Origin of the sequence: Demequina aurantiaca, assembly GCF_000975135.1 — a bacterium.
Classification (GTDB): Bacteria; Actinomycetota; Actinomycetes; order Actinomycetales; family Demequinaceae; genus Demequina; species Demequina aurantiaca.
Genome location: NZ_BBRF01000001.1, coordinates 755,418 through 769,393, shown reverse-complemented (window position 1 = coordinate 769,393; position 13,976 = coordinate 755,418). Strand labels below are relative to the sequence as shown.

Here is a 13,976-nt window from a genome sequence, read left to right as displayed (position 1 = left end):
AATGCGTCACAACACCACCATCAAGGTAGCCTCCGTGGCTGCCGCCATGGCGTTCACACTAGCTGCTTGCTCAACGTCGAGCGAGACTGATGCAGAGTCCACCGACTCCGCCGCGAGTAGCTCCAGCGCCGAGGCTGGATCGTCAACCGAGGACCTGAGTGTCGCCTTCATCCAGGGCGTCATCGGCGACAACTTCTACATCTCCATGGAATGTGGCGTGCGCGCCGCAGCCGAGGACCTTGGCGGCATTGACGTCAGCGTCCAGGGTGGCCAGAAGTGGGATCCTGCTCTGCAGCAGCCCATCGTGACCTCGGTCATGGCGACCAACCCCGACGCGATCCTGATCGCACCGAACGACATCTCTGCTTTGCAGCGTCCGCTCGAGGAGGCAGCTGAAGGAAGCGAAATCGTCCTGGTCGACACCACCGTCGAGGACCCGTCCTTTGCCGTCTCAGAGATTGCCTCGGACAACGTGGGTGGCGGTGCGGCAGCGTTCGAAGCCATCAAGGAAATGGTGCCGGACGGCGGCCAGGTGCTCGTCATCGACAACCAGCCTGGAATCTCGACCTCGGACGCCCGCGTCCAGGGCTTCGAGGAGGCTGTCAATGCAGACGATTCGTTCGAGTACGTGGGTGTGCAGTACGCCAAGAACGAGCCAGCAAAGGCCGCTGAGATCGTCACCTCGACGCTCCAGCGTTACCCCGACCTCAAGGCGATCTTCGCTACCAACATCTTCAGCGCGGAAGGTGCCGCCACCGGCATCGAGCAAGCTGGCGTTGCCGGTGAGGTACAGGTTGTTGGCTTTGACGCCGGCCCCGCACAGGTTGAGGCACTTGAGGACGGTACCGTCCAGGCCCTGATCGCTCAGCAGCCCTACCAGATCGGCTACCAGGGCGTCGAGCAGGCAGTCGCTGCGCTCAAGGGCGAGCCGACCGAGGCAAAGATCCAGACCGGATTCTCGATCATCACCAAGGAAACTCTCGGAACCGACGAAGGCCAGGCGGCGCTCTACGCGTCCACCTGCTAGTTCACACACGCACCACGGTGGTCCTCCTGGCAATGCGCCGGGAGGACCACCCCCGGGCGGCGAGCCCTGACCTCGCGCCTCGCTCAACCAACCCCACACACCTGAGAAGGGAGCACCATGCCCGCACAGTTCGTAGCCGGCCTCGATTTGGGTAGTACCGGCGTAAAAATTCTTGTCCTTGATCACGCGGGCACCGAGGTGCTAGTGGAGCAGCTGCCCACACCCTGGGTCACCGGACCAGGCGGCACCACCGAGCTTGAGTCGGCGGCATTGATGGCCGCCGTGGGTTCACTCCTCGAGACGGCGGCCGATGCTGTGGTCAAGCACGCACAAGACCCGGAGGCTCGCATCGCCGCCATTGCCGTCTCAGGCATGGGCGAGACGGGATACCTGGTAGACGATGCTGCCAGAGCGGTCGCGCCGGCATTTGCCTGGTTTGACCCCCGCGGCACGCAGCAGGTCGACGCAATGCCACACGACTTGCAGAAAGACTTCGCGGGACGTACGGGCTTGCCGCTTGGCGCCCAGGTGTCCGTGGCGAAGATGCTCTTCCTGCGCGATCGCGGACTTGACATTGCGAACCTTCGCTGGCTCAATCTCCCAGAGTTCGTCGCCTCCGCGTTGGGCGCCCAGCCCGCATCGGAAATGTCCCTCGCGTCGCGCACCGGGCTGCTCGATCAGGACACGGGCCGCGCCTGGCCGGAGATGCTCGCCTACCTGGGGGTCGCAGAGTCGTTTGTCCCACCCCTCGTTGCTGCGGGGGCGAGCCTCGGCCGAGCGGACCGGGACTGGCTCCCCGCCGCCATTCGTGGCGCGGTCGTGACCGTCGCTGGTCACGACCACCTTGTCGCCGCGGTGTCCGGTGGAACTATCCCCGGATCGCAATATCAAGTCTCGATGGGTACCGCTGAGGTCATTCTGCGGGTACTCGACGACCCGCCATCGCGCGAAGCTCGCGAACGACTGGCGAAGTACCTCATCAACTGTGTCCGGCACGTCGTGGACGGTCAGTTTGTGCTCGTCGCGGGAGTCAAGACCGGCTTGCTGATGCGCCGCAGCCTCCAACTCTTCGGCATTAGCGACGCGCACGGCAGGGACGAGCTTGATCGCCAAGTCTGTTCGCTGCCGCCGGGCGGCTACCTGCCTGCAGGCTCGGTGATGGTGAAGGGCGCCCGCAACGACGATGGTGTACTCGCCCTCACCATTCCTGCGGACGGGGTGACTCCCCCTGAAGTATTCCGGGCAGTGCTCCTGCACGGCAATGACGAGATCGAACTCCTGCTGGAAGCGATGAACCGCGAGGTTCCCCCCGCAACGTCAACCTTGCTTTCGGGCGGCTGGAGCGCGATGGAAAGCGTCCGCAAGGCCCGTACCCAGGTCCTGCCCAACGTGCGGGTCTCCGCGCGTTCGCAGGACACCGCCTTTGGTGCAGCGATGGCGGCGAGTGCCCTAGTGGAGACCGCCGCGGCCAACTCGCATTAAGTGCAGTTGGCAACACACCAAGACCTGACCCCACTACTAAATGGAGATACCCCATGGCTAGGAATGAACTCAACACTCGGGAGAAGCGCGCGATGGCCGCCATCTCGACGGCATCCGGCAACATGCTCATCGTTGCGGCCGACCAGCGCAATGGCATGAAGGCCGTGATGACGGATGGCCCCAACGGAGCAGTCACGCAAGAGGAACTCGCTGACGCAAAAGCCGACTTGGTCCGCTACCTCGGCAACGAGGCATCGGCGATCCTGCTCGACCCTGAAGTAGCCCTGCCTGCCATCCCCGACAACGGTGTGCTCACGCGCGATACCGCCCTGGTGGTCGGTATGGATGCCTCCGGCTTCGAAGAGGTCGATGGCCTGCGTTTCACGCGGTTTGTTGACGGGGTCACCCCTCAGACAGTGCTCGAGCTCGGCGGCGACGTCGCGAAGATGCTCTGGTACATGCGTCCAGACCGTCAGGACGCGAATTCGCGCGTGGGCCAGGAGATCAAGGATCTCGTTGCTGCGTGCGAGAGCGCCGGCCTCTTGCTCATCGTCGAGATCCTGACGTATCGACTGGAGGGCGAGAGTGAGGAAGAGTACGCCGCCAAGCTGCCTGACTTGATCGCCGAGGCGACGCGCATCTCAGTCGAGTGCGGGGCCAAGGTATTGAAGCTTCAGTACCCCGGTTCGGCCGAGGCTTGCATCGCGGTCAATGAGGCAGCGGACGGAGTGCCGTGGGCTGTGCTGTCGGCAGGAGTCGACCACAGCACCTTCATTGGGCAGGTGCGTACCGCGGTGGCGAATGGCGCCAGCGGAGCCATGGCTGGTCGTTCGTTGTGGAAGGACAGCCTGTCCGTGAGCCACGATGTTCGTGCCGAACTGCTGACGTCCCGCGCCGTCCCGCGCCTGCGGGAACTCCAGGCTGCAGTAGACCGCGCCTAAGGCACCGGAAATAGACCGTCCGCTGCCGTCGAGTATCCCCCCACTTGGCGGCAGCGGACTATTTCGCTGACGGAGCGCTACTCGACTCGCGAACAATCAGCTCAGTCGTGACCTCGACGCGGCGCGGGTACTCGCCATCGGGGTTGTCGATGCGGTCAAGCAAGCGCTGAGCGGCGAGCTCGCCAATCCTGCGAGGGTTCTGGGCCATCGCGGAAATCGCTGGTTGAAGAGCATCGGCGAGGGGAAAGTCGCCGAACGACACGATGGCTACGCGCAGGTTCCTGAGCGAGGGTGCCATCGCCATGGTGGTGCGCGGGTTGGAGGAGAAGATGGCCGTCGGAGGCTCGGGTCGCGACAGCAGTTCCGTCAGGGCCGCACCGGTGTCAACGGAATTTGAGGCGGCCACAACTTCGAGCGTGGGATCAATCACCAAGCCAGCCTCTTGTATCGCAGCGTGGTACCCCTCGAGGCGCGCACGGGTCGTGGAGACGATGGTGGTGTCACCCAGGAAGGCCACGCGCCGATGCCCCAGCCCTATCAGGTGGCTGACGGCCCGGTGTGCGCCAGCCTCGTCATCGGACTCAATCCAATCGACGCTCAAGTGCACCGGTTGACGGTCCACGAAAACGATGGGCAGTTGCGCAGTCCATGGTGCCAAGTAGGCCTGGTCATCGCTGCTGGGCGCGAGCACAAAACCCTGCAGGCGTCGACTCAACAGAGCCTCGACACGTTCCTGTTCGAGCTCCTCGTCGGCAATCGACGCCACCACGGTAATGAGCTGGTTCTTGGCGGCGACCGCATCAATGCCCTGAACCAGGGCAGCAAAGAAGGGATCGCTAATATCTGGCACCGCGATGCCAATGACGGGTGATCGTCCCTGCCGGAACGTGGAGGCTAGCCCGTTGGCCACGTAGCCCAACTCCGCGATAGCGCGCTCGACGCGCTCGCGGGTCTCAGGGGCTACCTGGGGGTCCCCGGTGTGCACGCGCGACACCGTTTTGATGGAGACGCCCGCCTCACGGGCAACGTCACGCATGCTCACCATCGGGTGCCGCCTCCTCGGATCGCTCGGCAATGGATCATTCGCGTCGGTCTCCTCCGTTGCCACAGCCGAATGATTCCTAGACGGCAGTGAAGCCGCCATCGATCGGCAGGTGCGCCCCGGAAATCATGGATGCTCCGTCGCTCAGGAGAAACACTACCGGTGCGGCGATCTCATCCTGCGTAGCCCAACGGCCCAGAGGCATCTGAGCGAGGAACGGCTCGCCGATCTCAGGGCGGCCCCAATAGAACTCCGACATCTCGGTCATCACTACGGTGGGGTGCACGCTATTGACCCTGATGCCGTACTTTCCGAGTTCAAGTGCGCTCACGCGAGTGATGTTGTCGACGGCGGCCTTGGAGGATCCGTAAGAGATGTGGTTGGCCAGGGCGACCAGCGATGCCTGACTCGAGATGTTGACGATCGCGCCGCCGCGACCCAACCGGATCATTGAACGTGATGTGTACTTGGTGACAAGAAGCGTGCCGCGAGCGTTGATGGACATCACCTTGTCGAAAACGTCGATATCGGTCTCCATGGGGGTCGCAATTTCACCGCCGAATCCGCCGCAATTCACCACACCCCACACGTCGAGGTCGCCGAGTGCGTCGGCGATTTCTTCCTCTGAGCTGAGGTCGAACGCCACCGTGCGGCAACCCGTGCTCGCAGCGATGTCCTCGAGGCTTTCGGCGGTGCGTCCGGTGGCGATCACGTCCGCGTTCGCTGCGACGAGGTGACGCACGATCGCGCCGCCGATGCCTCCAGTCGCTCCGGTCACCAGGATGGGGCGCTGTTCAAAATCAGTCATGAGTATTCCCGTTCTCAAAGGCGGCGAACTGGCCAACTGAAGTGCTGGACAGCGGTGTCTCATTCAGTAGATTAGCCAATTATGACATCGGTGTCATATGGTAAGTGACACCGATGTCATGTGGGCGTAGCCTGGCAGACAGCGACACGAATAAATCGGCGTACTCAAGGAGGCAACGGTGCCAAGTTTCAGCGGTGATGACGCTGTTGCGCTGACGCGCGAAGGGTTCGTCGCGCGCGCCCGAACCCTCGTAGAGAATCCGGGTCGGACGATGCTCGGCATTGTCGGTCCTCCTGGATCAGGGAAGTCGACCCTGACTGCAGCGCTAACTGAGGCGTTGGGCGACCAGGTGGTCGTGGTGCCTATGGATGGTTTCCACCTTGCCAATGAGCGCCTCATCGAGCTGGGGATACGCGAACGCAAGGGCGCGCCCGACACTTTTGACGTTGCCGGCTACGTCGCGTTGCTCCGCCGTATTCGGGACCGTGAGGAGCTGGTGTACGCACCCCGGTTCGACCGCGAGATTGAACAATCCATTGGCAGCGCACAACCCGTGGTGGCAGCGACCCCTCTGGTGGTTACGGAAGGAAACTACCTGTTGTCCGACACGGACGGCTGGCCCGCGGTTCGTGACCTGCTTGACGAGGTTTGGTACGTCGATGTGAGCCTCGACGAGGTGCGCCGCCGGCTCGAAGGACGCCGTATCGGTCACGGCCATAGTCCGGAAGCGGCCCGCAGCTGGGTGGCGACCGTGGATGTGCCAAACGCCCAGACCGTGATGACGACGCGAGACCGGGCTGACCTCGTTTTCCGGGTAAGTGACGCCCCATCAGCCTTAGCTCAACAGTCACAGCGCCAACCAAAGGACCTCGACCGATGACAATGCTGAGTGAAGCCACCCTTGTCGACCTTGCTCCGCACGTCCAGGTGCCGGACTACAACCGGTCGGATGTGCGCGTGGGCATCGTGCACATCGGGGTCGGGGCGTTTCATCGTTCCCATGAGGCGCTCTTTGTCGACCGCGTGCTGGCCTCAGACTCCCAGTGGGGCATTTGTGGAGTCGGGGTACGCGCTGCCGACGCGCCGACTCGCGACGCCCTCGTGCCGCAGGATGGCCTCTACACGTTGACGACAATCGACCCGCAGGGGCGTGAAAGCTCCCGCGTTGTGGGAAGCATCGTCCGGTATCTGCATGCGCCGGATGACGCCCAAGCCGTCCTGGAACAGATGTCCGATCCGGCCGTTCGGATTGTGTCCCTGACCATTACCGAGGGTGGCTACGGAGTCGATGACGCAACAGGCAAGTTCACTCCTGTCGACGACGCGACTCGGGCGGACATGGCCGGCGCCGAGGTGCCGACGAGCGCGTTCGGTCTCATCGCCGAGTCCCTATGGAGGCGTCGGCGCAGCGGTGCCGCTCCGTTCACCGTGTTGTCCTGTGACAACGTGCAGCACAACGGACGCGTCGCGCGGACGGCTCTGCTCGCGGTGGCAGAGGCGAGGGACCCCGAACATGCTCTGTGGATCGCGGAAAACGTGGCGTTCCCCAGTTCGATGGTGGATCGGATCACACCGGGAACCACCGACGAGGGGCGTCGTGCGGTTGCCGTGGACACCGGTGTTGAGGATCGCTGGCCGGTGCGCGCGGAGTCTTTCCTGCAGTGGGTTCTCGAGGACGACTTTCCCACCGGCCGGCCGACGTGGGAGTCAGCCGGCGTTCAACTGGTCGAGGACGTCCAGCCCTACGAACTGATGAAGCTCCGCCTGTTGAATGCCTCGCACCAGGTGATGAGCTATCCGGCGTTACTCGCGGGCCTGACATGGGTTGACGAGGCGTGCCGCGACCCGCAGGTAGTCGCGCTCGTCGAGGGGTGGATGCGAGAAGCACGCACTACTCTCCGACCCGTACCTGGGGTGGATCTCGACGAGTACTGCACGAATCTGATCGCCCGCTTTGGCTCCGCCGCGGTGCGTGACACGCTGGCGCGGCAAGTGGTGAGCTCGTCGGATCGGATTCCCAAGTTCGTCGTGCCGGTACTCGTCGAAGGCGCTGACGGAACGCCGAACCGCTACGGGATGTTCGCCCTCGCCGCATGGGGCGTATGGATCGCCGATGCCCAGGCCACCGATGGCCAGCACGTGACCGACGCGCGCTTGCCCGAGCTGCTCGCTGCGGCACGGCGCGAGGAGACCGGCGAAATAGCCGCGATGTTGGACATTGAGGCCATCTTTGGCCAACTGGGCCGGGATCCACACGTGCGTGAGGCGTACTGGCAGTACCGGACCGCGATTCGCGAACAGGGTGTGCGAACGGCGTTGGCCGACTTTCTGGCGGCCAGCCGATGACGACACGAGCCACCACATCTACTGAACTAGAACCACAAATCGAGGAGCCAACAATGCCTGACATGAACCCGCCCGTGTGGATTGGAGACGCTTCGCACGCTCGCTGGCTCGAGGGCCACGCAGATGGGTTGTTGAGATTCGGATCCGCCAGTGCAATCGATGTCGGATTTGGCAACCTTGACGGGGAAGGCCGGGTTTCAGAGACTCAAACACCTGGCTATTCGGAACTGTACGTCACGTGCCGCATGATTCATGCGTTTAGTCTTGGCGCGCTCCAGGGCAGGCCGGGGTGCGCGGCGTTGGTCGACCATGGTCTTGCGAGCCTGAGAGAGGGGTTTGCGGATCCCATCAACGGCGGCTGGTTTACGAGCATCGACGCGCAGGGGCCGGTGGATCGCTCCAAGCAGGCCTATAGCCACGCCTTCGTTCTGCTGGCGACTTCTTCGGCAACGGTTGCGGGCCGCCCAGGCGCCGCTGAACTGATGAACGAGGCCATGACCGTGCACCTGGAGCGATTCTGGCGAGAGGACGAAGGTATGGCGCTGGAGGGCTGGGATGAGGCTTGGACTCAGTCCGAGGACTATCGAGGAGTTAACGCCAACATGCACACGGTCGAGGCGTATCTCGCCGTCGCCGATGCCTCGGGGGACTCGGCGTGGCGCTCGCGCGCGTTGATCATCCTCAAGCGGGTCTTTGGCTACGCAGCCGACTACCGTTGGCGTATTCCTGAGCACTTCAGTGCGACGTGGGACGCGTTGCCGCAGTACAACGCCGACCACAAGTCCCACCCCTTCCGTCCTTTCGGAGCGACAGGCGGACACGCCTTCGAGTGGGCACGGTTGGCGCTGCACGCTCGCGCGGCAGCCCTGGCCACTGGGGCCGATACCGTCGACGTCGCGTGGCTGCTCGATGGGGCCACCGAGCTGTTTGATACGGCTGTCACCGATAGTTGGTCCGTGGACGGCGCCGAGGGATTTGTCTACACCGTGGACTTCGATGGCGTGCCGGTGGTTCGTGAGCGCATGCACTGGGTCGTGACGGAGGCCCTGGGTGCAGCTGCCGCGTTGTGGATGGCGACGGGCGAGGTTCGCTACGCCCACCTCTACGCGCAGTGGTGGGACCACGCGGAAACCTATTTCCTCGACGGATCGGGATCGTGGATCCACGAGCTTGGACCCGATAACTTGCCGTCGAGCACTGTATGGGACGGCAAGTCAGACATCTATCACGCGTACCAAGCCGCACTCATCCCAAGACTGCCACTGACGCCTACTCTGGCAAGTGCAGTTCGCCAAGGCCTGCTAGACGCCTAGGTCCTTGCTACTGGTGTCGACTCACCTCCCATGTCCGTTTTGCTACGATCGGCGAGTTACCTGCCGACGAAGTTAGGGCAGGGCGGGAGCTACCGGGGGCAACGATGGACATCGCGATGGATGCGGCAGACATGGATGCCGTGCGGAAGCGCCTGACTGATGCGTCGAACGCCCTCGTTGATGCTGTGCCGACCATGCTGGGCAACGCTCCCTATGGTTCCGCAGAGTTGGGCGCAGCGGCTTCCGCCTTTGAGCTAGCGCTCGGCCGTGAAGCGCGCAGTCTTGGGAAGCAGTGGACGGATCTTGCCGCCGGAGTCCAAGGGACTGTTGCTGACATGGAAGCTCAGGAGAGCGAGTCCGTTGGGAAGCTGGACGCACTTCGAGGACGACTGTCGTGAAGGATGCCCGGGAGGTCCTGCGACAGGGGACACAACGTCGAGGCAACGGCTTCACCATTGGCTTCATCCGCTCCACCATGCGCACCTCAGATGAGGGCGGCGGCATCGCAGCGAGGCTCGGAATTGCCAGCGCGAAGGGTCGCACCGCGGTAGAACTCGCAGCAGGAGAGTCGGCCCCGCTACCCGGCGGCGGCTCGGTCAAGGTCATCGAGATCCTTGTCAGCCCGGACGGCTCCCAGACGGCCGCGGCCATAGAGCTCACTGAAGGTCCTGAGGCCGCGTCATGAGTCGGAGGCGCACGGTGCTCGCAGCGGTGGCCGCCTTGATCCTGGCCATCGTGGTCGCCGCGGTGATCATCGTTGGTGTCGTGGGGGTAGGAACTACCGTGCAGGCGGGGACGCAGGCAAGCGTGTGTGGCTCCGAGTTCGGAGTGAACGCCTCTGCGGATACCGTTGAGTTACTTGGCGTCACCGATGCCCCGCTGTCCGTAGGTGACACCGTGCGCGTGAACGCCCTATGCGTCATCGAGGTAGTGGCGATTGAAGAATCCGGTCTTGCCGTGGACGCCGATGGTGCCGGATATGACATTCAACTACGGTGGCGGCTGTGGTAGGCCTGCCTGGCTCGCCTGAGCAGATCCAAGCGGTCTCCGCAGAACTGGTTCGGCATGCTGCCGCCGTCGACGAGGCTCAGTCCACCGCCAAGGGCGCCCAACCCGAGGTGTGGCGAGGTGCGGCCGCCGACGCCTACACGGAGGCCGTTCACCGAACGCTTCCCGATGCCGTCGCGCTCGCGGAGAGGATCCGTGCCGCCGGCGGGACCCTTTCGCGGTATGCCGCCGCGCTTGACGAGGCGCAAAGGGCCTACGAGCACGCCCAAATCGGCTTTGACCGCGCCGTCAACGCCATACGGCGCAATCCCCTCGACGTCGGAGCCCTATTGGACATCGGCGCGACGCGTATGGCGGCGTTCGGGGCACAGGGACGGGCCCAACAGGCTGCCGCCATTGCCGCCAGCGAGTTACGTATGGCCGCTGGAGGCGTGGCCAAGGACGGGTCCTGGTGGAATCCCTTCTCCTGGGGTGATGACGACGATGAGACCGTGCCGGACAAACGCGTCACCGACAACATCACCGACGACGATTCCTTTGATCCTGACGATGTCTCCCAGGGCAGCATCGGCGACTGCTTCATGCTAAGTAGCGTGGTGTCCTTGTTGGACACCGATGGTGGCGACGAGTTTATCCAGGACAACGTCCGCTGGGACGAGGACAAGGACGGGTACTGGGTCACCATCTACAAGAACGGCTCTCCCACTGACGTGTTTGTGGAGAACGTCTTCGACCACGGAGCGCGCCAGAGCGACGCCGATGACGGCGGCTGGTGGATTTTTGGGGGAGACGGAGAGAAACCCTCAATCGCGGCCCTATACGAGTCCGCGATACGGGAGGAGTACGGCTACGACTTCATCGAAGGTGGCGTCCCCGCGGACGCCATGGAAATCATTACCGGGCGTCAGGTCGACGAGATCAAGAATGACAACCATGCCGGCCTGAGCACCAGCCAGATCGAATCATTGGGGGATGTGCTTGCGGATGGCGGTCAGGTAGTGATCTCGTCTCCTCGATCAGGCGACCACACCATCGACGTCACGGGTCCCGACGGCGAAAGCCGCGAGATCGACATCGTCAACACTCACTCGTATGCGGTGACCCGGGTCGAATCCAACGGAGACATGTGGATGCGCAACCCGTGGGGTCCCGGAAACTCGGCGGACGGTGGTGGGGAGTTCCGGGTCAGTGCCGACGATGTTGGAGACATGTTCTGGCGAGCAACCTCGACCAACGTCACGGACTGAGGGACCGCAACAACGGGCTAGCGAGCAGTTAGTTCGCGGCCTCCACGACGGCGTTGCTGAACGCGTCCAGGTCCTTGGGGGAGCGCGAAGTCAGCAATGTCCATCCCTCGGCAACGCACTCCTGAAGCTCGACGTCCTCCCAGGTGGCTCCTGCGTTCCTCAGGTCGGTGGCGAGCGACGGATATGAGGTCAGCGACTTGCCGTTGAGGATGCCCGCCTCCGCCAGAACCCAGGGAGCGTGGCAGATTGCCGCAATAGTCTTGCCAGATTCGGAAAAAGCCTTGACGAGGTCGACGGCGGCCTCCTCCGTGCGGAGGGTGTCGGCGTTGATGGTGCCTCCAGGAATCACGAGTAGGTCGTACTCCGACGCGTCGACATCACCAAGTGTGGCATTGGGCTCGATGGTCGTGCCGGGGTCCTTGTCGCCCACCAGCGTCTCGATGGGGTCGAGCTTGGGGGCGGCGACGGTGACTGCCACGCCCGCGTTCTTCAGGGCATCGAGTGGTTTGACGATCTCGTCCTGCTCGACACCGTAGTTGGTGGCAATGATGAGCGCTGACATGAGTCTCTCCCGTCGTTGGTTCAGATGCGTACCTGAGCGTCAACGGACTCGCGGCGCGGCCTATTCCGGTTTAGTGCCCGCCTGCGGCGATGTAGATGATCGCTCCCACGATGGCCAGCACGATGACTGAGAAGCATACGAAACCCACGATGCGTCGCGGCAACGACACGGTGCCGTCCTCACGGATCGCGGCTGGGCTGGAGGTGGCTCGTACGCCCAGGGCAAAGAGCGCGGGGACTCCCGCGCCAAAGAGCACACCAACCACGACGATGTTGGCAAGCGCGCCCCACTCGATGTACTCCGACATGGTCCGCCCTAACCCTTCTCGCTCTTCTTGTGCTTCTTATGTTTCTTCTTTTTGTGGTTTTGCTTGCCCCTCTTCTTACCCTTCTTCTTGCGCGGCTTGCTCTTAATGCGCATCAGTTGGGGGTTATGTGAGGCGACTGACTGGGCGACGACCGACTCGTTGTCGGCTTCGGATTCCCACTCGTCATTGACGTTCTTGGAGTCGACCTTAGTCCGGCGCGAGCGCAGGTAGATAAACGCCGAGGCGAGGACCAGCAGGCCAAAGATGACGTACGCGCCAGCGGTGCCGCCGATGCCCTGCTCGATGAGGACGGCAAGCGCGCCGACTGCCGCAGCGCACGGAACCGTAATGACCCAGGCGCCGAACATGCGGCCGGCGACGGACCAGCGCACCTTGGCGCCCTTCATGCCCACACCGGAGCCCATGATGGAGCCGGTGGCGACGTGAGTGGTGGACAACGAGTAGCCGAAGTGGCTGGAGACCAGGATGATCGCTGCGGAGGACGTCTCCGCGGCCATACCCTGACGCGAGGAGAGCTCCACGAGGCCCTTGCCGAGCGTGCGGATGACGCGCCAGCCGCCGATGTACGTTCCGAGTGCCATGGCGAGCGCACAGCTGAGGACCACCCAGAAGGGCACGCCCGAGTCGCTTGGGGCGACGCCGGAGGCGATCAGCGCCAGCAGGATGATTCCCATGGACTTCTGCGCGTCGTTGGTTCCGTGCGCGAGAGACACGAGCGAGGCAGAGCCAATCTGACCCCAGCGGAACATGCGGTCGTTGGTCTTGTCTTCAACGTCGCGGGTGATACGCACGACCAGCCACGTACCGATGGAAGCCACCGCGATCGCCACCATGGGGGCGATGAGGGCGGGGATCAGGACCTTGCCGACCAGTCCTGTCCACTGCACACCGGAGGTGCCGACAGCCGCGATAACGGCACCGACGATGCCTCCCACAAGCGCGTGGGACGAGGATGAGGGGATGCCAAAGAACCACGTGATGAGGTTCCATAAAATACCGCCGACGAGTCCCGCCAGCACCACCTCTAGTGTGACCACCCCCGCGTCGACGATGCCGGTGGCAATCGTCGCGGCAACGGAGAGCGACAGGAACGCGCCGACAAGGTTCAGGGAGGCAGAAAGCCCCACAGCCGTCTTAGGCTTGAGCGCACGCGTGGCAATAGACGTTGCCATGGCGTTGCCGGTGTCGTGAAACCCATTGGTGAAGTCGAAGGCGAGCGCGGTCGCGACGACAAGCACGAGGAGAATCGATACGTTCGCGTAGTCCATCGTGCCTTAATCGTAGGGGCATCAACGGGGCGAAAAAGTACCGGTGACGCGATGTGTATGACGAGCATGGTCAGTCACGCACGGGTATGTGCGATCTCTCAGGCAATTCAGCGGTATTTCGCAGGCTACCGCGACGCCGACTCGCGCGCGAGGCGAGCTCTCAGCGCGTTCGGTTGACGTCAAATTCACTGTCTCTCGACGCTACGTTGGCTCAACCGCCATCGCCTTTGACGTCGCCGTCGACGTAGAACCACTCGTCGCCCAGCCGCTCGAAGCGACTGTGCTCGCGCATCGTGCCGTTGTCACCGGCGTCGCTCGCAAAGTGGGCGACGAAGGTCACGGTGCCTGAGGCATCGGCCGCCTGGCCGTGCTCCGTCGCCAGGATCTCGAGACCCTGCCAGGTGCCGCCGTCGACGTCTAGGGTGACGGGGCGAGTGTCGGGGTGCCAGGTGCGCAGCAGATATGACCTGTCGCGGCGCACGTAGGCCGTGTAGCGCGAGCGCATGAGTGCCTCGGCAGTCGCGGCGTGCGACTTGCCGGTCAGGAAGGGGCGGCAACAGTCGGAGAAGGCACCTCCGGATCCGCACGGGCATTGCGCCATGAG

16 protein-coding genes are annotated in these 13,976 nt (G+C 63.5%); 10 read left to right on the top strand and 6 right to left on the bottom strand.

Annotated features, from left to right (window positions below; translation table 11 throughout):
* Window position 1: 1 nt before the first annotated feature.
* The 3 genes from AOP73_RS03435 to AOP73_RS03425 all read left to right on the top strand — a co-directional run bounded on the left by AOP73_RS03435 (window position 2) and on the right by AOP73_RS03425 (window position 3,450).
* Window positions 2-1,027, top strand: coding sequence for an ABC transporter substrate-binding protein (locus AOP73_RS03435; protein WP_061963217.1), 1,026 nt, complete (start codon window positions 2-4; stop codon window positions 1,025-1,027).
* Between the two features lie 117 nt (window positions 1,028-1,144).
* Window positions 1,145-2,509 carry an FGGY family carbohydrate kinase gene (locus tag AOP73_RS03430; RefSeq protein WP_061963216.1) on the top strand — a complete coding sequence of 455 codons (1,365 nt, stop codon included), beginning with the start codon at window positions 1,145-1,147 and terminating at the stop codon, window positions 2,507-2,509.
* Between the two features lie 53 nt (window positions 2,510-2,562).
* Window positions 2,563-3,450, top strand: coding sequence for a tagatose-bisphosphate aldolase (locus tag AOP73_RS03425; RefSeq protein ID WP_084626523.1), 888 nt, complete (start codon window positions 2,563-2,565; stop codon window positions 3,448-3,450).
* 58 nt (window positions 3,451-3,508) lie between these two features.
* Here the strand turns inward: AOP73_RS03425 and AOP73_RS03420 are convergent, their stop codons facing one another.
* Together AOP73_RS03420 and AOP73_RS03415 are read right to left on the bottom strand one after the other, a co-directional pair.
* Window positions 3,509-4,495, bottom strand: a complete 987-nt coding sequence (locus tag AOP73_RS03420) for a LacI family DNA-binding transcriptional regulator (protein ID WP_061963215.1) — start codon at window positions 4,493-4,495, stop codon at window positions 3,509-3,511.
* 76 nt (window positions 4,496-4,571) lie between these two features.
* Complete coding sequence (locus tag AOP73_RS03415) at window positions 4,572-5,300, bottom strand: SDR family oxidoreductase (RefSeq protein ID WP_061963214.1); 729 nt, start codon at window positions 5,298-5,300, stop codon at window positions 4,572-4,574.
* 178 nt (window positions 5,301-5,478) lie between these two features.
* Here AOP73_RS03415 and AOP73_RS03410 point away from each other — a divergent pair, with 178 nt between their 5' ends.
* From AOP73_RS03410 to AOP73_RS03380, 7 genes are all read left to right on the top strand, one after another.
* Window positions 5,479-6,180 (top strand): nucleoside/nucleotide kinase family protein, encoded by a 702-nt coding sequence (locus tag AOP73_RS03410; RefSeq protein ID WP_236683489.1) that lies wholly within the window; start codon window positions 5,479-5,481, stop codon window positions 6,178-6,180.
* Entirely contained in the window at window positions 6,177-7,646 is a 1,470-nt protein-coding gene (locus AOP73_RS03405; protein ID WP_061963213.1) for a mannitol dehydrogenase family protein, read from the top strand. Before AOP73_RS03410 ends, AOP73_RS03405 begins: the two co-directional genes overlap by 4 nt.
* A gap of 53 nt (window positions 7,647-7,699) precedes the next feature.
* On the top strand, window positions 7,700-8,959 hold the full coding sequence (locus tag AOP73_RS03400; protein ID WP_236683488.1) for an AGE family epimerase/isomerase: 1,260 nt from the start codon (window positions 7,700-7,702) through the stop codon (window positions 8,957-8,959).
* A 104-nt stretch (window positions 8,960-9,063) separates the two neighbouring features.
* A complete protein-coding gene (locus tag AOP73_RS03395) occupies window positions 9,064-9,357 on the top strand; it encodes a hypothetical protein (protein WP_061963212.1) in 294 nt (97 codons plus the stop codon).
* Window positions 9,354-9,644 (top strand): hypothetical protein, encoded by a 291-nt coding sequence (locus tag AOP73_RS03390; RefSeq protein ID WP_061963211.1) that lies wholly within the window; start codon window positions 9,354-9,356, stop codon window positions 9,642-9,644. The genes AOP73_RS03395 and AOP73_RS03390 overlap by 4 nt, the downstream gene beginning before the upstream one ends.
* Window positions 9,641-9,970 carry a hypothetical protein gene (locus AOP73_RS03385; RefSeq protein ID WP_152650519.1) on the top strand — a complete coding sequence of 110 codons (330 nt, stop codon included), beginning with the start codon at window positions 9,641-9,643 and terminating at the stop codon, window positions 9,968-9,970. The genes AOP73_RS03390 and AOP73_RS03385 overlap by 4 nt, the downstream gene beginning before the upstream one ends.
* Complete coding sequence (locus AOP73_RS03380) at window positions 9,964-11,214, top strand: C2 family cysteine protease (RefSeq protein ID WP_152650518.1); 1,251 nt, start codon at window positions 9,964-9,966, stop codon at window positions 11,212-11,214. The genes AOP73_RS03385 and AOP73_RS03380 overlap by 7 nt, the downstream gene beginning before the upstream one ends.
* Before the next feature lie 28 nt (window positions 11,215-11,242).
* On the opposite strand, the gene AOP73_RS03375 is transcribed toward AOP73_RS03380, so the two are convergent.
* The 4 genes from AOP73_RS03375 to AOP73_RS03360 form a co-directional block, all read right to left on the bottom strand.
* Window positions 11,243-11,776: a type 1 glutamine amidotransferase domain-containing protein gene (locus AOP73_RS03375; RefSeq protein ID WP_061963208.1), complete on the bottom strand. Its 534-nt coding sequence runs from the start codon at window positions 11,774-11,776 to the stop codon at window positions 11,243-11,245.
* A 70-nt stretch (window positions 11,777-11,846) separates the two neighbouring features.
* Complete coding sequence (locus AOP73_RS03370) at window positions 11,847-12,083, bottom strand: hypothetical protein (RefSeq protein WP_061963207.1); 237 nt, start codon at window positions 12,081-12,083, stop codon at window positions 11,847-11,849.
* 8 nt (window positions 12,084-12,091) lie between these two features.
* Complete coding sequence (locus AOP73_RS03365) at window positions 12,092-13,372, bottom strand: inorganic phosphate transporter (RefSeq protein ID WP_084626522.1); 1,281 nt, start codon at window positions 13,370-13,372, stop codon at window positions 12,092-12,094.
* A gap of 211 nt (window positions 13,373-13,583) precedes the next feature.
* A complete protein-coding gene (locus AOP73_RS03360) occupies window positions 13,584-13,973 on the bottom strand; it encodes a YchJ family protein (protein ID WP_061963206.1) in 390 nt (129 codons plus the stop codon).
* Between the last annotated feature and the right edge of the window lie 3 nt (window positions 13,974-13,976).